This is a genomic window from Streptomyces sp. NBC_00873, assembly GCF_045207415.1.
Classification (GTDB): Bacteria; Actinomycetota; Actinomycetes; order Streptomycetales; family Streptomycetaceae; genus Streptomyces.
The window spans coordinates 7,948,300-7,970,775 of the sequence record NZ_CP108803.1; the positions used below are offsets into that span (position 1 = coordinate 7,948,300).

The following is a 22,476-nucleotide window of genomic DNA, read 5'->3' on the forward strand; positions in this document are numbered from 1 at the left end:
TGGTCCGAACTCTGCCGAGAGCCCAGGCGCGGGCATCAGCGCTCAGGCTGCCCCTACGAGTGGCCTACTGCTCGTTCTGGTCGGGGACCACATGTACCGCCGCCTCCTCGGCGGAGGCCGCCGCGCCATCGATACCCATGTCGAGCGCGATCATGCACCTCTCATCGTCTCCGTGCGCGCCCTCGTCGGGCGCGACCAGTCGCCCCGCGCGCAGATCACCGACCTCCCCGTCCCGGACCTCACCGTCCGTGTCGACGGCATCACCGATCCCGTCCCCGTCCGGGGGGTACACGTCCGGCTCCTCCTCGCTGAGGCGCTGGTCGAGACTTTCTCCCTCTCGCTGCTCAGCCGCAGTGACGCCATGGTGTTCCACGGCCCATGGCCGCTCAGGGGGTGAATAGCCTGTGTCGAGCGGGTCCTGGCCCGCCCTGTCGTCAAGAGTGTCGGCCGGGTCCAGAAGCCCGGCGTCGTCCTGCACCTCCGAGCCGTCCGGCTGGTAGACCTCGTCACCCATCGTGGTGTCGCCGTCCATGGCACCTCCACTGTCGCGAATGAATCGTCGGGACAAACGTCCCATTTCGCGCCATGTCCTCTCTATCATCATCTGGGGTGTCGGCCGTCGGGACGACCGGAAGCGCGCAGGCGTCCCGACGCACTGCTCAGCGGAATGCGCCGTCGACGGGCAGAATCTCTCTCCGAGGCGCCGTATGGGGGGCCGGCCGGATACGCGCGGGCGCCGCCGGGCCCAAGGTCAGCCGACGTGGACGCGGGGCCGCAGAGCGGGGTCAGGTTCCGCCCGGCGCAGCACCTCGCGGGTCACCGTGGCGGTGAAGTCGGAGGAGTCCTGTCTGCGCGGCGCCTCGGCCGACGGCGGAGCCGGTCCGGCCGATCGGCGGCATGCGCCGATCACTCGCACTCCGCGATCACCCCTTTTCCCTGTCCGCGCGGGTCCGGTCCGCCGAGGGAGACGACAACGGGACGACCCGCAGCGGGGTGCGCGGCGGGCGGGCCCGCCATTCGCGCGGGTAGCCGATCGACACCTCCTCGAACCGCACGCCGTCGTAGTGAGTCACCCGCGGAATGTGCAGGTGCCCGTAGATCACGGCCGCGGCGCGGAAGCGGCGGTGCCAGTCCCGGGTGAGTTCCGTCCCGCACCACTGGGCGAACTCCGGGTACCGCAGCACATCGGTCGGTTCACGCACCAGCGGATAGTGGTTCACCAGGACCGTACGGTGGTTCTCCGGAACGGCGGCCAGTCGGAGCTCGGTCTGCCGTGCCCGCGCACGGCACCAGTCGTCGCGCGTCGGGTACGGGTCGGGGTGCAGGAGGTGCTCGTCGGTGCAGACGACCCCGGTCCTGTGGGCATAGGCGAGGGACTCCTCCTTGGTGGTCGTTCCCGGTGCGCGGAACGTGTAGTCGTACAGCACGAAGAGAGGCGCCACGGTCACCGGCCCCTCTTCGTCCTCCCACACCGGATAGGGATCCTCCGGGGTGACGACGCCCAGCTTCCGGCAGAGCTCGACCAGATGGAGGTACCGCGCCTCGCCCCGCAGCTCCACGGGGTCGCGCGGGTGGGTCCACAGCTCATGGTTCCCGGGGACCCACACGACCTTCGCGAAGCGCTCGCTGAGCATCTTCAGCGTCTGCTCGACGTCGGCGACCTTCTCGGCGACATCGCCCGCGACGACGAGCCAGTCGGCGTCGGTGCCGGGACGCAGGGACGACACGATGGCACGGTTATCGGCGTAGGCGACGTGCAGGTCACTGACCGCCAGCAGCTGTCCGTTCAGGGCAAGCCCTCCTCGTTCCGTGGGTTTCGCACCCGGCCGTCCCCCGGTACTTCCCGTCAGTGGTGGAACAGTCCCGGACCGGAGCGGGCGAGCGTGACGCCGTGCGCCTGGCAGGCCCGTTCGCCCTGTCCGGCTCCGATCGAACCATCTGGCCCGGCAATGTACGAGACCCCATGACGCCGGGCGTGGTCGCCGAACTCCGGCAGGGCCCACGGGTCCGGCCGCGGAGCCGGTGATCCTCTCGGATGCGGTACGCGCCTGCGGCGCGCCGTGGGCTACGCCGTGCGGGGTCAGGGCGAGTACGCCTGTTCCGCGCGAAGGTGTGTCCGGCCCGATGATGAGGGGGCTGACACCCGGGGATCGGGCGATGTCGGGGGCCGGATCGAACGCTGCCCAGGTCCATTCGTCCTCGTGGCCCGGCGTTCCTGCGCGGCTGCGTCGCTTCCGCCGCTGCCGCAGGGGACGCTGGAAGCGGTACGGGACCTCTGCGACCGTCGTATCCGGGCCGGGATCCACCAGCGCTGGTAGGCGGACCGGCCGGTCGCCCTCAGTCGCTGAGATCGACCCGCACGCTCAGCAGGTCGGTGCCGAGCGCCCGGACTGCCGCGCTGTTGAAGCGCGGCAGTGTCCTGAGCCGGGCGTGCGGGTCGTCCTGCGGGACCGGATGGGCGGTTCCGGCGTGCCAGCGCCCCCTGATCCGGACCCGTACCTCCGGGTTCGCCCGGATGTTGCGTACGTACTGCGACTTCTCGCCGTACTCCGAGACCAGCCAGAATTCCTTGCCGACCCGGCGGCCGCCGACCGGGGTCCGGCGGGGCAGTCCGGACGTGCGTCCCGTGGTCTCCAGGAGGGTCTGATTCGGCAGCCGGCGGAGCACCGGATTGCCGATCCGCCGCTGGAACGTCGTGACCGCCCGGAACTTCATCTCGTGATAGCGCGACATGGGTGACTCTCCCGTCGTTGCCGGTAGCTTTCGCCGGAGCCGGCCCAAGGACTGTCCCGTCATCCCTGGCGGGTGCGGAACCGACAGCTACGGCACCTTGCCGCGGTGTCGGAACGCAGCGAATAGGTCCAGTATGAGGACGCTCCTCCGCCTCGCGACGCACCGCACCGGACGCCACGACCTGTCCGGCCCCGATCCGCCGGACACCCCTGGTCGAGAAGCCGGGCGGCCTGCGGCGTCCGTGGGAGGGGTGGTCAGCCCAGCGCCGTGCCGTGCAGGAGCAGCAGTGCGATGTCGGTCCCGGCCAGGCCGAGCGTGGCCAGGAACGGCAGGCGGCTGTCGGGTGCGGAGCGCAGCGGGAGGCAGACGGCCACGGCCAGGGTCCCGGTCACGACGAGACCGGTCCAGCCCGTCGCGTCCGGCGATCCCGGTGGGCCGAGGACGAGGACGGCCGATGCGGCGAGCAGCGCGAGTGCCGCGACGGTACGGGTCCGGCGTCGGCCCAACCGCTGGGGCAGGCCGCGGACGCCCGCGGCCAGGTCGGCGTCGATGTCGGGGAGGACGTTGGTGAAGTGCGCGCCGACGCCGAGGAGCGCGCCCGCGACCACTGGCGTGGTAGCCGGCCAGGGGTGGCCCGGCAGCGCGAGCGTGACGAAGGCGGGCAGGAGGCCGAAGGCGGCGGCGTACGGGAGCCAGGACCACGGTGTTCGTTTGAGTCCCAGGTTGTAGGACCAGGCGGCGGCCACCCCGATCAGATGGGCGCCGCCCGCCGTCGCGCCGTTCGCCAGCGACAGGGGGACGCACAGGACAAGTGCGGCACAGGCGGCCACCGCGACGGTTCGGGCCCTCACGGCGCCGTCCACGAGCGGCTTGTCGCGCCGGTTCGCCGCCGTGTCCCGTGCGATGTCGATGCAGTCGTTGCTCCAGCCGACGGAGAGCTGCCCGGTGAGCATGGTCAGAGCGACCAGGCAGCTGCCGGACGCATCGCGTCCCGCGGCCACGGCCAGCGCGGTGATCAGGGCGGAGACGGTCAATGCGGGGGCCGGGTGGGCCGACAGGAACAGGGCCACCGCGACCCGGCCGGGGCGGGGAGCGGCCGCCGGCGCGGAGGCAGGCACCGAGACGGACGCGGAATCTGCCCGAAAAGTGTGATCCATGACGTTCAATCAAAATACGTTATTCGACCGTATGGTGATGGCATGACGCGAATCATCGCGATCCATGGTGTGCTCCCGCCACACCGGTACGAGCAGTCCGAGATCACCCATGCCTTCGCCGACATGTGCCTGCCATCGGGCGCCGACCGCGGTGTGCTGGAACGCCTGCACACGTCCGCCACGGTACGCGGCCGCCATCTGGCCCTGCCCCTGGAGCGGTACGCCTCCCTGAGCGGCTTCGGTGAGGCCAACGACGCGTTCATCGAATCCGCGCTCCGGCTCGGGGAGCAGGCGGTGCGCGGTGCCCTGGACCGGGCGGGTCTCGACGCGAGCGAGATCGACCTGGTCATCTCCACCTCGGTCACCGGCATCGCCGCCCCGTCGCTGGAGGCGCGGCTCGCCGGACGGGTCGGGTTGCGGCCCGATGTGAAACGCGTGCCGATCTTCGGCCTGGGCTGTGTGGCGGGAGCCGCCGGACTGGCCCGGGTCCACGACTACCTCGACGGCCATCCCGGACAGGTCGCGCTGCTGCTCTCGGTCGAACTCTGTTCGCTGACCCTGCAACGTACCGACGCGTCCATGCCGAACCTGGTGGCGGGCGCACTGTTCGGCGACGGCGCCGCCGCGGTCCTCGCGGTCGGCCGGGACCACCCGCACCGTCGGGAACAACAGAGCGGGCCGGAGGTGGTCGCGACCCGCAGCACGCTCTACCCCGGCACCGAACGCAGCCTGGGCTGGGACATCGGCGACGCGGGCTTCCGTATCGTCCTCGGCGCCGACCTCCCCGACCTGGTACGCGAGACGCTCGGCGACGAGGTGCGCTCCTTCCTCTCCGACCACGACCTCAAGACGCAGGACGTGACGGCCTGGGTATGCCACCCCGGCGGTCCCCAGGTCCTGGAAGCCGTACGCGAGACGCTCGATCTGCCAGCCCGAGCGCTGGAACCGACCTGGCGTTCGCTGGCCGAGGTCGGCAATCTCTCCTCCGCGTCCGTCCTGCACATCCTGCGGGACACCCTGGCGCTGCACCCGCCACCGCCCGGATCGCCCGGTCTCCTTCTCGCGATGGGGCCGGGCTTCTGCACCGAACAAGTCCTCCTCCGCTGGTAGCCGCCCCGTGATCCCCTACACCGTCCTCATCCTCGTGGTCGCCGTCGAGCGCCTCGCCGAACTCGTCACCGCCCGGCGCAACGCCGCCTGGAGCCGCCGCCAGGCCGGAACGGAGTACGGGCGCGGGCACTACCCCGTCATGGTCGCCCTCCACACCGCGCTGCTGGCCGGCTGCCTGGGGGAGACCTGGCTGGGCGGCCGCCCCTTCCTGCCCGCGCTCGGCTGGCCGATGCTCGTCCTGGCCCTCGGTGCCCAGGGGCTGCGCTGGTGGTGCATCACCACGCTGGGGCCGCGCTGGAACACCCGCGTCATCGTGGTGCCGGACCTGCCCCTCGTCACCGCCGGACCGTACCGATGGATGGACCACCCCAATTACGTCGCCGTGATCGTCGAGGGTGCCGCGCTGCCGCTCGTACACACCAACTGGCTCACCGCGACCGGTTTCACACTCCTCAACCTGCCTCTTCTCGCAACCCGCGTGCGGTGCGAGAACACCGCTCTGGCCGGGACCGCCCCGGCGCCGACCCCTGCGGCAACGCCGTGATCGACCTGCTGGTGGTCGGCGGCGGTCCCGCCGGACTCGCCACCGCGATCCACGCCGCCGGATCCGGACTCGAAGCGGTGGTCACCGAACCGCGCCCCACCCCGATCGACAAGGCCTGCGGTGAGGGCCTCATGCCGGGCGCCGTACGCGCCCTGGCCGAACTCGGCGTCACCGTCGCCGGACACCCACTGCGCGGGATCCGGTACGTCGACGACCACCACAGTGCCGAAGCCCTCTTCGCACCCGCCCCCGGCTGCGGCGTCCGGCGCACCGAACTGCACGCCGCCCTGGCCCGCCGAGCGGCGGAACTCGGTGTACCGGTGATCCAGGCGCGGGCAGGCGGCATCCGGCAGAGCACCGACAGCGTCCGCGCAGCCGGCATCACCGCCCGCTACCTGGCCGCCGCCGACGGACTGCACTCACCGATCAGACGCCAACTCGGCCTGGACCGCCCGGATCCGCGACCCCCCAGATTCGGCCTGCGCCGGCACTACGCGATCGAGCCCTGGACGGACTGCGTCGAGGTGCACTGGTCACCACGGGCGGAGGCCTACGTCACGCCGCTCGGCCCGCGCTTGGTCGGCGTCGCCGTCCTGACCGCGGAACGCGGACCGTTCGACAGCCACTTGGCCCGCTTCCCCCTCCTCTCACGCCATCTGCCCCCGAGCACCACCACCCCTGTGCGCGGCGCCGGACCGCTGCGCCAGCGTGTCGGCTCCCGGGCGGCCGGGCGGGTCCTGCTGGTCGGGGACGCCGCGGGATACATCGACGCGCTCACCGGCGAAGGGGTCTCCCTGGCCCTCGCCGGGGCCGCGCAACTGGTGCGCTGCATCCGGGACGACCGCCCACTGGCGTACGAACGGGCGTGGCGCAAGGTCTCCCGGCGCCACCGCCTGCTCACCGAGTCGCTGCTCCGGGTCCGTCAGCACCCGCGACTCGCCCGTCGTATCGTCCCGGCCGCGACCCGCCATCCTGCGGTCTTCACCGCCCTGGTCAACCAGTTGGCGTGACCGGCTCTCCGGGCGTGGCTGTCTCAGCAGCTTCCTCCCTCACCGCCGACGGCAGCCTGCTCAGTCTGCTGACCGGTGAGACGACGAGCCCGATCACCACGGCGGCGGAGCCGATCGCCGCCACGGTCAGAGCGCCCTTGGCGCCGATGGCGCCGGCCAGGAGACCGGCGGACAGACCGCCCAAAGCGCCGCCACCGAACAGCAGCGTCCGGAACACCGCGGTCATCCGCCCCGTCATCGACTGCGGCGTACTGGTCTGCCGCAGGGTCTTCAACTGTTGGGTGATTGGCTTAAGGAGCCGTAGCGGTGCTGCATCACGGGGGCTGGAGGATTCGGTAGTCGATTGCGCGCTCCTGCTCTCGGCGGGCGTCCACGGACTCCGCTTCAGGGCGCACTGTTGTGCGTATGTGGCGACGAGGCTCGGGCCGTGTCTTTGTGTGATGGTCGGTCGTTAGGCCGATCGGAGCGGCGGAATGCGGCCGCTCCGGTGGACTGGCCGGGTTCGTGCGGGGAAGCGGGGTGGTGGGTGTGGCAAGGTTGATGGCGACGGCCACCTGTACCGCCTTCCGTGGTGTCCTTGAGGGCAGCGGTGAGCGGGTCGGGCAGGGCTTGCTGTGGGAACGGGTGGGGTTTTGGGCCCGGTTGAGCCAGGAGCTGACTGGTGCTCTGGTGGCTTCCCGGTGGGACGAGGACTCCCTGGACGTGCTGGCCGCCGGGGTCGACGAGCGGGGTGAGGATCTGCCGTCCAAGGGATGGATGGCGATACGCCGCCTGAACTGGCCGCAGGAGATGCGGCCCCTGGCCGGGGTGTATGTGTCGGACCGGGTGCGGCGGGGTGCCGAGGAGTACGCCGTGGCCACCGCAAGGGCAATGCCCGCCTGTCGGGGCAGGTGCGCGGCACGGTGGCCCAGGCGGTGCGGCATCTGGCCGCGAAGGCGGGCATGGTAGTGGTCACCGTCCCGGCCCGGGGCACCTCCAAACTGTGCCCCGGCTGCCTGGCGACCCTCACCCACCACCCCGCCCCCGACCGGCTCGGTGAGCGAGGCTGGAAATGGGCACACTGCGCCGGGTGCGGGCTGTCCATGGACCGCGACCATGCCGCCGCCCGCCGGATCGTCTCCCGCGGCCTGCTCGCCCAGACCCACACCACCACCGAGCGTGCCACCAACACCTGGACCATCCGCACCACCGTGGACGGCACCATGACGTTGGTGCGGCGCCCGAAGAAGACCACCCGTCGTATGCGCCGCCAACGCCAAGCGGAGCAGGCCCCGCCCCGGCCGGACGGAACCAACATCACCCCGGGCAAGGGGCGCTCCACCCCCAGCAGGCCCACCGGTCCCCGGCACCGAGGCGCCCCGCGCGCTGCCGCAGAGCAGGCTCCGGGCCCGAAGACTTCCCGCCGTATGCCCGAAGTGCGTACGGTCCCCGCCACCACCCCCATCGGGGTGGTTCAGCGTCCGGCGGGGCATGACACCACGACACCCACCCCCACCGGGCCGGTGACAGGTCATGGAGTACCCACACCCCACCAGCCAGAAGACCAACTTCCGGTCGGCCGGGTGCGGCTCTCACGCAGAACCTGTCGGCGGCGCACCCGCGCCGCTGAGCGGACCGGCTTCCACCACCTGCACGCCACCGAAGTCCACCCCCTCACCCCGAGGTTCGGACCCCACAACGGTGACCGCACCCGGCCACGCCGCCGCGCCCGAAAAGCCTGGAAACCACAGGCAACCACAGAGTTCTAGAGACGCTGACGATGATGACGCCCACGCCCAGGCCCAGGTAGGTGATGAAGAAGGACAGGACGAACATGCCGATCATCACCGGGCGGGGTCCGGCAGCGGTCACGATCAGCGTCGGGCCCAGCAGCAGCGCCGACTGCGCGACCAGATAGACGCGCCCGAGCCGGAACCGTCCGATGACACGCCCGGAGATTGCCGCGCCGATCAGCCCTCCCACGGAAGCGGTCGCGAGGATGCCGCCGAGGGTCTTCGAGTCGAGGTGCAGGTCCCGGGTTCCGTACAGCAGAAACATGGTCCACACGGTGATCATGGAGAAGTTGCAGCAGAACCCGATGAGCGCCAGCGCCCGGAGGATCCTGTCGCGCAGAACCCAGCGTAGACCGTCCCCTGAGCTCCGTCCCCACGTGCCGCTTCGCGGCTTGCCGGGGGCGTGGTTCGGGGGTACGGATCAGCAGCAGCGAGACCACGGAGACCGCGTACGAGAAGGCGTCCACGATCAGTGCTGCCGGCGCGGACAGCACCGAGACGAGAATGCCGGCGATCCCGGGACCGGCCACCTCCGCCGTGGACGAGCTGATGCCCTGTCCATGGTGTTCCGGGCGATTGCCGCACCGGGCAGCCCGGTTCTGGTCGAGTCGCCGACCTACCCGGGGGCGCTGGCCGCCGCCCGGGCCGCAGGGCTGCGGCCGGTACCCGTCCCGATGGACAGCGACGGCATCCGCACCGATCTGCTGGCCGACGCCTTCGCCATGACCGGAGCCCGACTGCTGTACTGCCAGCCGACGTTCCACAACCCGACCGGTACGGTGCTCGCGCCCGCACGACGACGCCAGGTCGTGGACGTGGCCCACGCCGCCGGCGCCTTCCTCATCGAGGACGACTTCGCCCGGAACCTCGGCCACGGCCGGCCGGTACCCCGCGCGCTCGTCGCCGACGACCCGGACGGCACCGTGGTCCAGCTGACCTCACTGACCAAACCCGCGTCGCCGAGCCTGCACATCGGAGCCGTGATCGCCCGCGGCCCGGTGATGCGACGGTTGCAGGGGATGCGTGCGGTCGAGGACTTCTTCATCGCACGGCCCCTGCAGGAAGCCGCCGTCGAACTGGTCAGCACACCCGCCTGGGAGCGGCACCTGCGCGCCTTGTCCACCGCGCTGCGGGAACGCTGCGCGGTGCCGGCCGGTGCGCTGGCCCGCGAGACCCCCGACTGGAATGTGGCCGGGCTGCCGGTGGGGGGTCTGCACCTGTGGATCCAACTCCCGTCGGGATACTCCGACTTCGCGATCTCCAAGGTGGCGCGGGCGCACGGTGTGGTCGTCGACTCGGGCCGCCGCTACTACCCGGCCGAACCGCCGGACACCTACCTGCGCCTGGGTTTTGCCGCCGCTGCGGACCCTGCCGAACTGACCGAGGGCGCCAGCCGTCTCGGCGCGGCGGGGCGAGGCGCCGACAGCCTCTGAGGGCCACGCGTCACATGGCGCCGCGCGTCAGGGGCGCTGGAAGGGCGGCGGACCCCCGGGAGCGGGATATCCGGCACCCGCGTACCCGGTAAAGGGCGGGGGTACCGTTGCCCGGCGCCGCCGTGTCAGCCCGCCCACCAGCGCACAGACGGCACCTGCGAGGGCGAGAACCACACCGAGCAGGGCACCGAGGCCCAGCACCGTCGGCACGGTGGCATTGTCAAGTGCCCGGCCCCGCACGGCCGTCACGGGCACGGTTCCGGCGTCCTCGCCGGAGAAGTAGCGCGAGTCGTTGGAGTTCCCACGGTTGTCGCCGAGGAGGAACATCCGCCCGGCCGGAACCTTCACGTCGTACGGGCCGTGCCCGCCGTCGACCTCCGACTCCTTCAGATACGGCTCCTTGAGCGGTGTCCCGTTGACGGTCAACCGGGTCCCGTCAAAGACCACATGGTCGCCCCCGAGCCCGATGACACGCTGCATCACGGCCTCGCCCCGGTAACGGCCGGGCAGGCTGAAGAGGACCACATCGCCCTTCCGCGTCTTCTCGCCACCGGTCTTCGCGATGAGGACCCGATGACCCGGGGCGTATGTCGGCTCCATGGACCGGCTCCTGAGAGTGACCGTCGTGTAGCTGCTGCTGACGGTCCATAGCGCCCCCGCGGTCAGCACGATCCCCAGGACGGCAAGTACGGCCCCCGTGATCAACAACCCATGTCCAGCGCGTCGCATCCGCCGATCTCCCCTCACAGCCATCACCCTCACCGCACACGTGCAGCGATACCGTAGAGGGTCCCGGTCACCGGGCATGCAGCGGGGACCGTGACGACGGGACGGCGGACCCGGAGGCCTCTTACTCCAGACCGGAGACCTCGAACACGGTCCGGGCCGTGCGACGGTCGATACGGTCACCGAGCTGCCGCAGCGCCGTCGCCCCGCAGAGCAGCGTCCCGCGCTTCATACAGGTGCGCGCGTCCTCGTCCAGCCGGTGCCACAGGGCCGGGTTGGCGACGAACACCCGGGGGTCGAGCTCGACCCGGCAGCCGTGGGCGTCCCGGAGCAGCAGGCGTTCCGCGACGCCGTCGGACCAGCGTACGGACACCAGGAGGTCCGTGCGCACGGTCGTTCTGCGCAGCAGGCCGCGGGAGGAGAGCCACCCCGTGCCCGCGCAGACCCGCGGCGGCACCAGGACCGCACACAGCACCGCGGCGATCGCCGCCCACAGCAGAACACGAAGCCAGGTGAGCCGGCCGGCGGCCGCGTCGACCGCCAGCAGAAGGCCCAGCAGCGTGACGGAGCAGCCGCCCGCGAAGCGGACGTCCCCGGACCACTCGCGGTCGTACGCCGTCCTGTCTGGAGTCGGGAGGGCACGGCCGGAACAGCTGACGCGGCCGGCAGGGCCCGCGTGGGGATCGGGGACTGCCCCGGGCACAGGTCGTTGCATGGCGCAGAGGCTATGGAGAGCGGGACGGGTGGTCGGCGCGCCTTGACGAACCGCTGACGCCGGAACCGTATCTCCTGACGGATGTCTGACGACCAGCGGTGGCCGGAGTCAAGAAGGCGTGAATACACGGTCTGCCGACGGCAAGAAGTCGACAGGGCCGGGTGCAGCCCGACACGGACGGGCGCAACCTGAGCGGACCTGAACAGAAGGAGTCCGTTCCATGTCCGCTCCGACCACCGAGACCGCACCGAGCGGCGCGCGACCCGACGTCGAGGAACCCCCTGATACCGGCGCGCAGCACAGACTCACCGTCGTCACCGGACTTGCCGCGCTCTCGCTCGACGCGATGGCCTCGGTGGCGTACGGCCCCGAGGCCGTCGTTCTGGTCCTCGCTGCCGCCGGGGCGCACGGGCTCGGCTTCACTCTCCCGGTCACCCTTGCGATTGCTGCGCTGCTGACGGTGCTCGTCGCCTCGTACCGGCAGGTGATCGCAGCCTTCCCGGAAGGCGGCGGCAGCTACGCGGTCGCCAAGGCGCATGTGGGCGCCCGCACGAGCCTGGTCGCGGCAGCCTCACTGGTCCTGGACTACGTGCTCAATGTCGCCGTCGCGGTGACCGCCGGGGTCGCGGCGCTCACCTCCGCGTTCCCCGAGCTGTACGGCGACCGGGTGTGGCTCTGCCTCCTCGTCCTGGTCCTGATCACCGGGGTGAACCTGCGCGGAATCGTCGACTCGGCGCGGGCGTTCGTCATACCCACCATCGTCTTCGTCGGCTCGATCCTGGTACTGATCGCCGTCGGACTGCTCCGTGACGTCCCGGTCTCCACGGAGGCGGCCGCCGGTCATGCCTCCGTGCTCGCCGACAACGCCACCACCGTCGGCGCGCTGCTCCTGCTCAAGGCGTTCGCATCCGGCTGCTCGGCCCTGACCGGCGTCGAGGCCATCGCAAACGCCGTCCCGTCCTTCCGCGCCCCGGCCGCCCGCCGCGCCCAGCATGCGGAGATCGCCCTCGGCGCACTCCTCGGCGTGATGCTGGTCGGGCTGTCCGTCCTGATCTCCCGCTTCGGACTTCAGCCGGTGGAAGGCGTCACCGTGCTCGCGCAGCTCGCGGACGCGTCCGTCGGCCACAACTGGGGCTTCTACCTCATCCAGTTCGCCACCATGACCCTGCTGGCGCTCTCCGCCAACACCTCGTTCGGCGGGCTCCCGGTGCTGCTGAAGCTGCTGGCCCGTGACAACTACCTTCCGCACGTCTTCGGGCTGAAGGCGGACCGTCAGGTCCATCGGCACGGTGTGCTGACCCTCGCCGGTGTCTCCGCTGGGCTTCTTGTCTTCTCCGGAGGTGACACCAACACTCTGGTGCCGCTGTTCGCGATCGGTGTCTTCGTCGGCTTCACCATCGCGCAGGCGGGCATGGTCCTGCACTGGCGCCAGGCACACGGCGAGGGTTGGGTGGGCAAGGCGCTGCTCAACGGTGTCGGTGCCCTCCTCACCGGCGTATCCGCCGTCGTCGTCACCGCCACCAAATTCCACGACGGCGCCTGGCTGGTCATTGTCGTGCTGCCCCTGCTGGTCGCCGCGTTCGAGTTCGTGCACCGTGCGTACGGGAAGATCGGTGACCGGCTCGGGGTGGGCCGCATCCCCGAACCGCCGCACCGCGACTGCTCGTTGATCATCGTTCCGGTCTCCTCTCTGACCCGCCTCACCAGCGAGGCGCTGACGGCCGCGGTGTCGCTGGGCGACGAGGTCAGGGCGGTCACGGTCTGCCACCTCGACCCGGAGGACAGCGCCCTGAGCGAGGCACTGGAACGGGACTGGGCGCTGTGGAACCCGGGAGTGCCCCTGATACGCGTCGACTCGGACCGCCGTTCGTTGGGCCGACCGATCGCCTCATACGTACGGGAGCTGACCGCCGCCGAGCCCGGCACCCGGGTCACCGTGCTGATCCCCGAGGTCGAACCCGTCCACGTCTGGCAGCGCGTACTGCAGAACCAGCGGGGTGCGGTGGTGGCCCATGCGGTACGCCGCGACACCGACGCGGTGATCTGCCGACTCCGCTTCCGGCTGGACCGGGACGTGGCCTGACCAGGGCCCGGGGCTGCTCCGGATCCCGCTCTGCCGGTTCTCCGGCATGGCGCGGCGCGGGGCGCGCGGGTCCGGTGTCTCCCAACTGCTCTGTTTTCCCTGGAAGTACGAGAGGCACTGCCGTGCCGTCGCCACTGCCTCGGCCTCGTCCGCGACCGGGAGATCGACGACGCCGTTCGGCACTTGGACGGAGAGCGGTCCGACCTCCTCCGGCCGGTACGCGCCGAGCCCGCCGCCTTCCGCGAAGAGCACCACCGGCAGCCGTCGCTGCTCGGCGATCGAGAGCATCCGGTCCGTCTTGCTGTGGTTCTGGTGGCCCAGGTCGTCGAGAACTTCCCGATGACCGCCACCGGCAGGATCAGGAAGGCTGAGCCCCAGCCAGCCAGTCGTACGCGGTCTGCGCCGTGAACTCGCCCTGACCACCGCGGAAGAGCAGCCCCGCCGTGGCGAACGCCGGATCGTCGGCCGTCGACGCCACATAGGGGACCGCGATGCAGCGCATGCCCGCCGCATGCGCTGCCGCCACTCCCGGCGCCGCGTCCTCCAGCACCACGCAGTCGCCGGGCGCGGCGCCCAGCCGCCGCGCGGCCTCCAGGAACACATCCGGTGCCGGTTTCCCGTGCGCCACCTCGTCGGCGGAGACATACACCGTGACGTATGCGCCGAGTCCGGTGCCCGCGAGCACCGCCTCGATCGCGGCCCGGGACGAACCCGATGCCACGGCCGTCGCGATCCCCTCCTGATGCAGCCGTTCCACGAACTTCCGCATCTCGGGGAACACCTCCGTCGAGGATCGCGCCAGCTCCAGATAGAGCGCGTCCTGGCCGGCGAGGAGTTCGTCGACGGGCGTCGCGATCCCGTACTCGGCCCGCAGTGCCGTCAGCGTCTCGCGGGTGCTGATCCCGATGTACCGGGTGTGGTGCTCCCAGGTGAAGTCCGGCACGCCGTGACGGGCGAGGAGCCGGCGCCCCGCCTCGTAGTAGTTCGGCTCGCTGTCCACGAGTGTGCCGTCGAGATCGAAGATGACCGAAAGGGCAGGGGTGGGCCGAGTGCTCATGGCACCCAGCATGCCAAGGCGGTGGTCAGTTCGACGGTCCGGCCGTGGCCAGGCCGATGGATTGGACCAAAGGCAGCAGCCGGTGCGGGACCCGCTCGCGCAGGGCCACTTCGGTGCGGGTCCGCACCACGCCGGGCAGCTGGATCAGCTGCTGGATCACATCCTCCAGGTGCCCGTTGTCGCGGGCCACGACCCGCGTCAGCAGATCCCCGCCGCCGGTGGTCGAGAACGCCTCGACGATCTCCGGCACGGAGGCGAGGGCCTCGCCCACCTCGTCCAGATGCCCCTGGGTGACCTCCAGATGGACGAAGGCGAGCACCGGGTGGCCGAGCGCGGCGGGGGAGAGGACCGGGCCCGTACCGGTGATCACACCGTTCCGCTCCAGCCGGTCGATACGGGCCTGCACGGTGCCCCGGGCGATGGAGAGGATCCGCGCGTACTCCCGCACGCTGGTCCGGGGCTGCTCGATGAGCAGCCGCAGGATGCGGGTGTCGAGCGCGTCCACCGCCATGGTCCGTCGGCCTCTTCCTGGTCTGCTGATGCGGACTCCGACTGTACCAATGGCCCAGTGTACGGGCATGGGCCCGCCCACGCGGGGTCAGGGACGGGCATCCTCGGGGAGGGTGACCAGCCAGCGGGTGTCGCGGCGGGGGCGGAGGTAGAAGGCCCAGTAGAGGGTGGCCGCCGCCATGATGCCGCCGGTCCACAGCAGGTACGTGGCCTCCTGCTGGCTGAGGATGTAGACGAGTACGACGATCAGCGCCACCGGCACAGCCGGCCAGAGCGGCATCCGCCAGGCGGGCAGCTCCCTGTGGCCGGTGCGGCGGGCGGCGAGCGCGGCGACGGCGACCAGCAGGTACATACCGGTGACCGAGACACCGGTCACGCCGTACAGGGTGTCGAGGTTGACGAAGCACAGCGCCGCGCCGGGAACTCCGACCACCAGGGTGGCGACCCACGGCGAACCGAAGCGGCCGAGGCGGGCGAGGGCGTTGTTGACCGGCTCGGGCCACGCCTTGTCCCGGGCGGAGGCGAACAGCACCCGGGAGTTCTGGATGACCATGACGATGCCCGCATTGATGATCGCGAGTGCGACGCAGAGGCTCACGAATGTACCGACGGCCGAGTTGCTCCAGGCAGTGACCATGCCGCTGATGTCACCGGAGGTGAGCGCCGCGAGGTCGGGTGCGCCCATCGTGATCGCGACCACTGGGACGAGGATGACGGCCGTCGAGATGGCGAGGGTGGCGAGGACCGTGCGGGCGACGTTGCGCCGCGGGTTCTCCATCTCCTCGGAGAGGTAGACGGCGGTGGAGAAGCCCTGGGTGATGAAGAGTGCGATGGCCAGACCCGAGACGACCAGCATCGCGGTGACCGGGCGGGACGCCCCGCTGTCGCTCGCGACCACACCATGGATCAGGCTGCCCGCGCCGCGCTCGGTGTGGGCGAAGCCGAGCACGGCGACGACGGCCGCCGCGATGACTTCGAGAACCAGGAAGACGCCGGTGATCCAGGCGTTGGCACGCAGGTCCAGCAGACCGGCCAGGGTGGCGAGCACCATGACCCCGGCCCCGGCGGCCTCGGCCGGGATGTGGACCAGCGGGGCGAGGTAGTCCGCCGTGCCCATGGCGATCACGGGCGGGACGATCATCACGACCAGCAGGGACAGGACGAACACCAGCCACCCGGCCAGCCGACCGGTCAGAGTGGTGACCATGGCGTACTCGCCGCCCGCGCTGGGGATCATGGTGCCCAGCTCCGAGTAGCAGAACGCCACGGCGATACAGAGCAGCGAACCGATGGCGATGGTGAGCGCGGTGGCGGAGCCGAGGTCGCCGAACAGGTCGGGCACGACCACGAAGAGCGTGGATGCGGGCGTCACGCAGGAGAGGGTCAGCAGGGTTCCTCCGACGACGCCGATGGAACGCTTGAGAGTGTGCGGGCCGTCCTGGCTGTGGGGATCGGTCTCCGCCGGTGAGGTGCCGGAGGTGACGGGCTGGGTGAGCATGTCGGTCATGGAGCGGTTCCGATCGACTGGGTGTGACGGGTACGGCGGGAGCGCTATCGCCTCCGTGGCTTGCTGCGCTGTTGGTTTCGTCTGCTCCCGGCGCGTTATGGAAACCTGTGGGATCCATCACGTCAACCACCTATTACCTACGGAATTCGTTGCCGTCAGGCGTATGTCCGGCGGTATTCGTAGCTTGGGCGAGGGTCGGGCTCCTATTGACAACTTGATGGTTCAGCGTCTTCGTTCACTTGATGACCTTCGAAATGAAGGCGCGTATTCGCCAGTGCCTTTGATGCGCGAGTCGGCGGTGAGGGGCTCGGGCGCGGCGAACTGCGCTCGGACCGCAACGGGATGCGCAGCGTGTAACCGGTCACGTTGTCCGGATTTTTGCCTTGGGAGGCGCGCGGGGGGTCCGGCCCGGGCCGGATGCCCAGGTGAGGGGCGACCAGGAAATCTCCGCCCGCTTTCCGGCGGGGGCAAAGCTTGCCGGGAGGGGCGCTAGTCTCCTGGGTCATGTCACACGACGAGGGCGCGTCGACGCGCTGCTCGCCGCATCGGTCGCCGTGGAGGGTCCGGCCCACCGTCGCCACCTGCCCGCGGCGCAGGTCGCGCCCGGCACGTGACGCCCGCCCCTCAGGACGTAACGACTGTTACTTTTGCCCGGTGGGTGAGGAGTCTTCGGCGTCCCGGCAGCCGTGGGTGGTGCTGATCGTGCGGCTGCCGACGCAGCCGTCCCGGCACCGGGTCGTGGTACGGCGGCAGCCGTGACCCCCGGGCCTGCCCAGGAATCGAGGCTTCTGCCCGCGGGGTCGCGGCGGCGGATGTGGCCGCTGTACGCAGCCGGGTTCACCACCGCCTTCGGCGCGCACGGCGTCGCGGCCAACCTCGGCCAGGGCGATCCCGGTCTGACACGTTCGGTGCTGTATCTCGGGCTGTTGCTCGCGCTGTACGACGGGGCCGAGGTGGTGCTCAAGCCGGTGTTCGGGACGCTCGCCGACCGGATCGGCGCCCGGCCGGTGCTGCTCGGCGGGCTCATCGCGTTCGCCGCCACCTCCGCGGTCTTCGTGGTGGTCCGCGATCCCGGCTGGCTGTGGGCCGCCCGCCTCGGACAGGGCGCGGCCGCCTCCGCGTTCTCACCTGCCGCCTCCGCGCTGGTGGCCCGACTCAGCCCGCAGGCCCGGCACGGCCGCGCATTCGGCTCGTACGGATTCTTCAAGGGCATCGGCTACACCGCAGGGCCCTTGCTCGGCGGCGTGCTGGTCTGGGCCGGCGGCCTGACGCTGCTGTTCGCGGTGCTGGCCGCGCTGGCCGCCGCGGTCGCCCTGTGGGCCGCGTTCGCGGTACCTGCCGTCCCGCCTCTGCCCAAGACCCGTCAGACCGTCCTGGGACTTGTCCGGCGACTGGCCGAGGGTGCCTTTCTGCGGCCGGTGGCGGCCCTGGCCGCCGCCACCGCCGCGCTGTCCGTCGGGGTCGGGTTCCTGCCGGTGTCCGGGGTGGCTGCCGGTCTGTCGCCGGTGGCCACCGGCGCGGCCGTCTCCGTCCTCGCCCTGTGCGCCGCGCTCGTACAGCCGTGGGCCGGGCGGGCCCTGGACGAAGGGCGCCTAGGCGCCGGCGGGGGACTGGCGGCCGGACTGCTGGTCACCGCGTGCGGACTGGCCGCCGCCATGCTGTCCGGCCTGCCCGGCATCCTGTCGGCCGCCGTGCTGATCGGGGCCGGAACCGGGCTGATCACTCCGCTCGGCTTCGCTGCCCTCGCGGGCACCACCCCGCAGGAACGGGTCGGCCAGACCATGGGAACGGCCGAACTCGGACGTGAACTCGGCGACGCCGGAGGCCCGTTGCTGGTCGCCGCCGTCGCCGGTGCCGCCACCTTGACCTGGGGCTTCGCGGTACTCGCCGCAGCGACCGCCGTTCTGCCGCTTCTCCTGGGTGCTCGCCGCACACCCCCGGAGCGCGGCTGACCTTCCCGGCGGTTCAGCGCGCCGCGGTCACCCGGGGGGTGCCGCGCCCGGAGGGTCTTTCTTCGGCCCGACGGTTCAGCAGGACGTGGTCCATTGGCGCTCACCTGGCACATCGGAAGCACATCAGGCTGTGCCAATGGCGCAACTGTGTCGGCTCGACTTGAGCCAGATGGTGGCGAGATGCTCTGATTGGGCCAGTCGATGGCGCTGCGGATCCCGCGGCGCCTTTTTCATGCCCGGACAGAACAGGGAGTGGTAATCGGTGCTGAAGCGGATGTTGGTGGCTCCGGACCCGGGGCGGCTGCGGCTGCGCAGCTCGGCCCGGGCCGTTCTCGGTATCGGTCTGGCCGTGACCCTTTCGGGCCTCGTCAGTCACTCGCTTCCCGCGACCGTCGCCGGCGGCCTCGCCGCTCTGCTCGCACTCTTCACAGTCACCGACGCCCAGGTCCGCGACCAGGCGCTCACCACCGCGCTGCTGCCCGTCGCCGGATTCCCGGTCCTGGCACTTGCGACGGCGCTGCACGACTACCCCCTGGCGCGCGACGCCGCGTTCCTCGCCGTTGTCTGCGCGGGGGTGTACGTGCGCCGCTGGGGTCCCCGCGGTCATGCCCTGGGGGTGTTCGCGTTCATGACGTTCTTCATGGCGCAGTTCCTGCACGCCGTACCGGGCCAGCTGCCCGAGCTGTACGCCGCCGTCGCGCTCTCGCTCATCACCGCCTCGGCCGTCCGCTTCGGCGCCTGGTGCTACGAACGACGGCTGCCCACGCCCGTCGTACCCGCATTTCAGGGCGGTCGCGGGCTGGCCCGGACGACCACGCGGCAAGCGCTCCAGGCGACCGCCGCCAGTGCCTTCGCGCTCGGCATCGGGCAGCTGCTGTCCGCCGACCGCTGGTACTGGGCCGTCGGCACCGTCTGGTGGGTCTTCGTGAACACCGCCTCGCGCGGCGAGACGCTGGTCCGCGGCTTCCGCCGCGTCCTCGGCACGGTGGCCGGGATCGCCGCAGGGCTGCTGGTCGCCGTGCCGCTGCACGGCGACACGGTCCCCACCGCGGCCCTCGTCGCCGTCTGCGTCTTCGGCATCTTCTACACCGCCGCCGTCTCGTACAGCTGGATGGTCTTCTTCGTGACCGTGATGGCCGGACTGCTGTACGGCCTGCTCGGCGTCCTGAATCCGGGGCTGCTCGTGCTCCGCCTCACGGAGACCGGGGCCGGAGCCCTCGGCTCGACGCTCGCCGTCCTCCTCGTCCTGCCCGTCACCCTCCACGCGACCACCGACGCCTGGATCCAGCGCGCACTGCGCTGCGTGCACGCCTGCACCGCCGGGGCTGCCGCCCGTCTGGCCGGTTCCCCGAGCGCCGACCCCGGTCCGCAGGTGACCGAACTGGAGGCGCTGCTCGGCCGGGTCCGGCTCTCGCTCGCCCCCCTGGTGCATCCACTCAACCCGCTGCGGGCCCGCAAGGCGCGCGCCCGCCAGGTCCTCGCCCTGCTCGACCTGTGCGCCCGCGAGGTGCGTGGTTTTGCCGCGGTCGCCGCCGATCCCGACGCCCCGCACGACGCCCGGCTCGGAGCGGCCTGCCGCCGCGTCGAGGCCGCGGTGCTCGCCCTGGCGCAGCCAGGACCCGCCCGTACGGAACTGAACGCCGCGCCTGCACACGCGCCGCACCACCACCCCGGCGCCGAGGCCGCACTCGCGCATCTGCACGCCCTGGAGCGGGCCCTCGGGGAACTTGCCGCGCCCCTGCGCACCTCGCCCCGCGCCCCGCTCGTCCCGGCCTGACCTGCGACCCGCGGCAGCAGGCGGCGGTGACACGGCCCTGGTCCAGTGCCGCTCCCGGCTCGGCACGCACCGGACGACGCTCCTCATGGGGCAAACACTGCCGGTCACGGCACTGGACCGCGCAGGGCGCACTGCTACCGTCGCCCCGGAAGATCACGGCGGCCCGAGCCGTCATGATCAGTCGGCGGGGAGGGGCAGAAGCGGTGAGCAGCAACGGTGCCGGACGGGCATTCATAGGGTCGTTCACGTCGGCGGGCGGTCGGGGAGTCACCGTTGCAGCCGTGGACCGGGAGACCGGGGCGCTGACCGTCCTCGGCGCCACGGACATCGTCCCCGATCCTTCGTATATCGCCCTGGGCCCCGGCTCCACCACCCTCTACACGGTCAGCGAGACCGAGTCCGGCGCGGCCGCCGCCCTCGACATCACCGGCGACGACCCGCGGTTGCTCGGTGGGATCCGGCCGGTGGACGGCAGCGGACCCACCCACCTCGCACTGACCGGCGGACACCTGATCACCGCCAACTACGGCTCCGGCAGCGTCACCGCCCTCCCCGTGCGCGCCGACGGATCGCTGGACGCCGCCACTTCCGTGCTCCGGCACGAGGGAAGCGGACCGCACCCGGCCCGTCAGCAGGCCCCGCACGCCCACCAGGTGCTTGCTGACCCGTCGGGCGCCTGGGTGCTGAGCGTGGACCTCGGAACCGACTCCGTACGCATCTGCGTCCTCGACCCGAGCACCGGCACGCTGCGGCTGCACGACGAGACGGCGCTGCGACCGGGCACCGGACCGCGCCACCTGGCCTTCCACCCCGCAGGCACCCACGCCTACGTCCTCAACGAACTCGAACCGACTGTCACCGTCTGCCGGTGGGACGCCGCCACCGGAACCCTCGCACCGGTCGGCGAAACGACCGTCGTGCCCGAGGACGTGGCCGCCGACGCGGACGCGGTCGTCCACCCGTCCGAGCTCGTCATCTCGCGCGACGGTCGGTTCCTCTGGGCCGCCAACCGGGGACACGACAGCATCGCCGTCCTCACCCTCGACGCGACTGGCGAGAAGGTGTCCCTGGTCACGACCGTGAGCTGCGGTGGCCACTGGCCGCGCGACCTCGCCCTCGACCCCACCGGGCAGTGGCTGTACGCGGCCAATGAGCGGTCCGGGAACGTCAGCTGGTTCGCCGTCGACCCGAGCACCGGCATCCCACGCCACACGGGCTCCCTGACCGCTCCTGCCGCCTCCTGCGTGATCTTCGACTGACCCGGCCCACCGTCCGGCCCCGGGGCGCAGCAGACAGCAGACACAGCGGGGCCCGTACCGGTCGAACGTCCGGTACAGGCCCCGCTGCTCCCTGCTGATCAGGTCAGTGGGCCTGGGCCCCCTGCGGCGTCACCGGGGCGATGCCGAGCGCCGTCGTGTACATCGACAGGACGAGCTTGCCGATCGCCGGGTACGCGCCGAGCGGCTCGGCCGTCGCGCAGCCCGCCTCCTTCACGGCGGCGTCCAGCAGCCCCTCGGTCACCTCGGGACCCACCAGGTACGGCGCCACGGCCAGCTGCACCGAACCGGAGGCCTTCAGCTGGTCGGCGATGGACGCGACCGAACCCTCGACATCGAGAGCAGCGGCCATCACCGGCACCGCGAGGCGGGCGGCCAGCAGCATGCCGGTGATCCCGGCGGCCTGTACGGCCTCCTCGCCCCCCACGGTGGCCAGCACGATCCCGTCCGCGGCCGTGGCCACGGTGAACAGCCGGGCGCGGTCGGCGCGGGCCAGACCGGCCTCGGAGAGGCGTACGTGCAGCGCCTCGGCGAGCAGCGGGTGCGGGCCCAGCACATCGGTCAGCTCGACCGGTGCACGGCTGTCCATGACGGCTTGGCGTATCCGCCGGAGCAGGGCGTTATCCGGTCCCGCGAGCAGCGGCACCACGACGGCGGCCGGGCCCTCGGGCTCGGCGACCTCATGGCCCACGGCCTTCGCCTGCTCGAAGCGCGCGATGCGCTCGGCGGCGGAATCCGCGAGTACGGAGACGAGCGTGGGGTACTCGGCATCGTCGCCGTCGAGGTAACCGATCCGGGCATGGAGACCGGGCAGCTCGGAACGGGCAATGCTGATCACCTCTTCGGCCAGACTGCGCGTGGCCGAAGAGGGGGTACCGGGAACGGCGAGAACGAGCGCGGCAGCGCCCTCGGGCGCGACCACGGGCTCCGGGCGGCGGTGCCGTCCGGACTGGCGAGGTCGCGGCATTCGTACAGGCAGGCCGGAAGCGGGCCCAGTGGGGGTGCTCATGGCGCCGCATGCTACTGGTTTTGGCTGCCCCACTGTTCGGGGAGGGCCCAGTCGGGCGTTATCTGTCCGCTTTTATCCGATCAATGGCTTACTGGCCAACTGCC

At 71.4% G+C, this 22,476-nt stretch carries 23 protein-coding genes; 10 read left to right on the plus strand and 13 right to left on the minus strand.

Annotated features, from left to right (window positions below):
* Nucleotides 1–64: 64 nt before the first annotated feature.
* The 5 genes from OH809_RS36660 to OH809_RS36680 all read right to left on the minus strand — a co-directional run bounded on the left by OH809_RS36660 (nucleotide 65) and on the right by OH809_RS36680 (nucleotide 3,890).
* Nucleotides 65–532, minus strand: coding sequence for a DUF5709 domain-containing protein (locus OH809_RS36660; protein ID WP_406417048.1), 468 nt, complete (start codon nucleotides 530–532; stop codon nucleotides 65–67).
* A 219-nt stretch (nucleotides 533–751) separates the two neighbouring features.
* The gene (locus tag OH809_RS36665) at nucleotides 752–910 is read right to left on the minus strand and encodes a hypothetical protein (protein ID WP_406417047.1); all 159 of its coding nucleotides are present in this window, start codon (nucleotides 908–910) and stop codon (nucleotides 752–754) included.
* Nucleotides 911–923: 13 nt separating this feature from the next.
* Nucleotides 924–1,727 carry a metallophosphoesterase family protein gene (locus OH809_RS36670; RefSeq protein WP_406417045.1) on the minus strand — a complete coding sequence of 268 codons (804 nt, stop codon included), beginning with the start codon at nucleotides 1,725–1,727 and terminating at the stop codon, nucleotides 924–926.
* Nucleotides 1,728–2,337: 610 nt separating this feature from the next.
* Nucleotides 2,338–2,733, minus strand: a complete 396-nt coding sequence (locus tag OH809_RS36675) for a nitroreductase family deazaflavin-dependent oxidoreductase (RefSeq protein WP_406417043.1) — start codon at nucleotides 2,731–2,733, stop codon at nucleotides 2,338–2,340.
* A gap of 254 nt (nucleotides 2,734–2,987) precedes the next feature.
* Nucleotides 2,988–3,890 (minus strand): UbiA family prenyltransferase, encoded by a 903-nt coding sequence (locus OH809_RS36680; protein ID WP_406417042.1) that lies wholly within the window; start codon nucleotides 3,888–3,890, stop codon nucleotides 2,988–2,990.
* Between the two features lie 42 nt (nucleotides 3,891–3,932).
* On the opposite strand from OH809_RS36680, the gene OH809_RS36685 reads away from it, so the two are divergent.
* From OH809_RS36685 to OH809_RS36695, 3 genes are read left to right on the plus strand one after another with little or no spacing between them, the layout of a single operon-like run.
* Nucleotides 3,933–5,000: a type III polyketide synthase gene (locus tag OH809_RS36685; protein ID WP_406417040.1), complete on the plus strand. Its 1,068-nt coding sequence runs from the start codon at nucleotides 3,933–3,935 to the stop codon at nucleotides 4,998–5,000.
* A 7-nt stretch (nucleotides 5,001–5,007) separates the two neighbouring features.
* Entirely contained in the window at nucleotides 5,008–5,544 is a 537-nt protein-coding gene (locus tag OH809_RS36690; RefSeq protein WP_406417038.1) for an isoprenylcysteine carboxyl methyltransferase family protein, read from the plus strand.
* Nucleotides 5,541–6,554: an NAD(P)/FAD-dependent oxidoreductase gene (locus OH809_RS36695; RefSeq protein ID WP_406417036.1), complete on the plus strand. Its 1,014-nt coding sequence runs from the start codon at nucleotides 5,541–5,543 to the stop codon at nucleotides 6,552–6,554. The genes OH809_RS36690 and OH809_RS36695 overlap by 4 nt, the downstream gene beginning before the upstream one ends.
* Here OH809_RS36695 and OH809_RS36700 read toward each other — a convergent pair.
* Entirely contained in the window at nucleotides 6,538–6,828 is a 291-nt protein-coding gene (locus tag OH809_RS36700) for an MFS transporter (protein WP_406417035.1), read from the minus strand. The two genes, OH809_RS36695 and OH809_RS36700, sit on opposite strands and share 17 nt — an antisense overlap.
* A 254-nt stretch (nucleotides 6,829–7,082) precedes the next feature.
* On the opposite strand from OH809_RS36700, the gene OH809_RS36705 reads away from it, so the two are divergent.
* Nucleotides 7,083–7,502, plus strand: a complete 420-nt coding sequence (locus OH809_RS36705) for a hypothetical protein (protein ID WP_406417033.1) — start codon at nucleotides 7,083–7,085, stop codon at nucleotides 7,500–7,502.
* A complete protein-coding gene (locus OH809_RS36710; RefSeq protein WP_406417031.1) occupies nucleotides 7,457–8,302 on the plus strand; it encodes a zinc ribbon domain-containing protein in 846 nt (281 codons plus the stop codon). The genes OH809_RS36705 and OH809_RS36710 overlap by 46 nt, the downstream gene beginning before the upstream one ends.
* Here the strand turns inward: OH809_RS36710 and OH809_RS36715 are convergent.
* Nucleotides 8,208–8,591 (minus strand): hypothetical protein, encoded by a 384-nt coding sequence (locus tag OH809_RS36715; RefSeq protein ID WP_406417029.1) that lies wholly within the window; start codon nucleotides 8,589–8,591, stop codon nucleotides 8,208–8,210. The genes OH809_RS36710 and OH809_RS36715 overlap by 95 nt on opposite strands.
* 295 nt (nucleotides 8,592–8,886) lie before the next feature.
* Between OH809_RS36715 and OH809_RS36720 the strand changes: the two genes are divergently transcribed.
* The gene (locus tag OH809_RS36720) at nucleotides 8,887–9,759 is read left to right on the plus strand and encodes a PLP-dependent aminotransferase family protein (RefSeq protein WP_406417027.1); all 873 of its coding nucleotides are present in this window, start codon (nucleotides 8,887–8,889) and stop codon (nucleotides 9,757–9,759) included.
* 27 nt (nucleotides 9,760–9,786) lie between these two features.
* Here the strand turns inward: OH809_RS36720 and lepB are convergent, their stop codons facing one another.
* Complete coding sequence (gene lepB, locus OH809_RS36725) at nucleotides 9,787–10,488, minus strand: signal peptidase I (protein ID WP_406417025.1); 702 nt, start codon at nucleotides 10,486–10,488, stop codon at nucleotides 9,787–9,789.
* Nucleotides 10,489–10,609: 121 nt separating this feature from the next.
* A complete protein-coding gene (locus OH809_RS36730) occupies nucleotides 10,610–11,200 on the minus strand; it encodes a hypothetical protein (RefSeq protein WP_406417023.1) in 591 nt (196 codons plus the stop codon).
* Nucleotides 11,201–11,420: 220 nt separating this feature from the next.
* Here OH809_RS36730 and OH809_RS36735 point away from each other — a divergent pair, with 220 nt between their 5' ends.
* Entirely contained in the window at nucleotides 11,421–13,283 is a 1,863-nt protein-coding gene (locus OH809_RS36735) for an APC family permease (protein ID WP_406417021.1), read from the plus strand.
* 358 nt (nucleotides 13,284–13,641) lie between these two features.
* Here the strand turns inward: OH809_RS36735 and OH809_RS36740 are convergent, their stop codons facing one another.
* The 3 genes from OH809_RS36740 to OH809_RS36750 all read right to left on the minus strand — a co-directional run bounded on the left by OH809_RS36740 (nucleotide 13,642) and on the right by OH809_RS36750 (nucleotide 16,357).
* Nucleotides 13,642–14,340, minus strand: a complete 699-nt coding sequence (locus OH809_RS36740) for an HAD family hydrolase (RefSeq protein ID WP_406417019.1) — start codon at nucleotides 14,338–14,340, stop codon at nucleotides 13,642–13,644.
* Between the two features lie 25 nt (nucleotides 14,341–14,365).
* Nucleotides 14,366–14,851, minus strand: a complete 486-nt coding sequence (locus OH809_RS36745; protein WP_406417017.1) for an Lrp/AsnC family transcriptional regulator — start codon at nucleotides 14,849–14,851, stop codon at nucleotides 14,366–14,368.
* Between the two features lie 87 nt (nucleotides 14,852–14,938).
* A complete protein-coding gene (locus tag OH809_RS36750; RefSeq protein WP_406417015.1) occupies nucleotides 14,939–16,357 on the minus strand; it encodes an APC family permease in 1,419 nt (472 codons plus the stop codon).
* A gap of 812 nt (nucleotides 16,358–17,169) precedes the next feature.
* On the opposite strand from OH809_RS36750, the gene OH809_RS36755 reads away from it, so the two are divergent.
* From OH809_RS36755 to OH809_RS36765, 3 genes are all read left to right on the plus strand, one after another.
* Nucleotides 17,170–18,309 (plus strand): MFS transporter, encoded by a 1,140-nt coding sequence (locus OH809_RS36755; RefSeq protein WP_406424769.1) that lies wholly within the window; start codon nucleotides 17,170–17,172, stop codon nucleotides 18,307–18,309.
* Between the two features lie 262 nt (nucleotides 18,310–18,571).
* A complete protein-coding gene (locus OH809_RS36760; RefSeq protein WP_406417013.1) occupies nucleotides 18,572–20,086 on the plus strand; it encodes an FUSC family protein in 1,515 nt (504 codons plus the stop codon).
* A 173-nt stretch (nucleotides 20,087–20,259) separates the two neighbouring features.
* On the plus strand, nucleotides 20,260–21,345 hold the full coding sequence (locus OH809_RS36765; protein WP_406417012.1) for a lactonase family protein: 1,086 nt from the start codon (nucleotides 20,260–20,262) through the stop codon (nucleotides 21,343–21,345).
* 103 nt (nucleotides 21,346–21,448) lie between these two features.
* Here OH809_RS36765 and OH809_RS36770 read toward each other — a convergent pair whose 3' ends face one another.
* On the minus strand, nucleotides 21,449–22,372 hold the full coding sequence (locus OH809_RS36770) for a sirohydrochlorin chelatase (RefSeq protein WP_406417010.1): 924 nt from the start codon (nucleotides 22,370–22,372) through the stop codon (nucleotides 21,449–21,451).
* Nucleotides 22,373–22,476 lie beyond the last annotated feature (104 nt).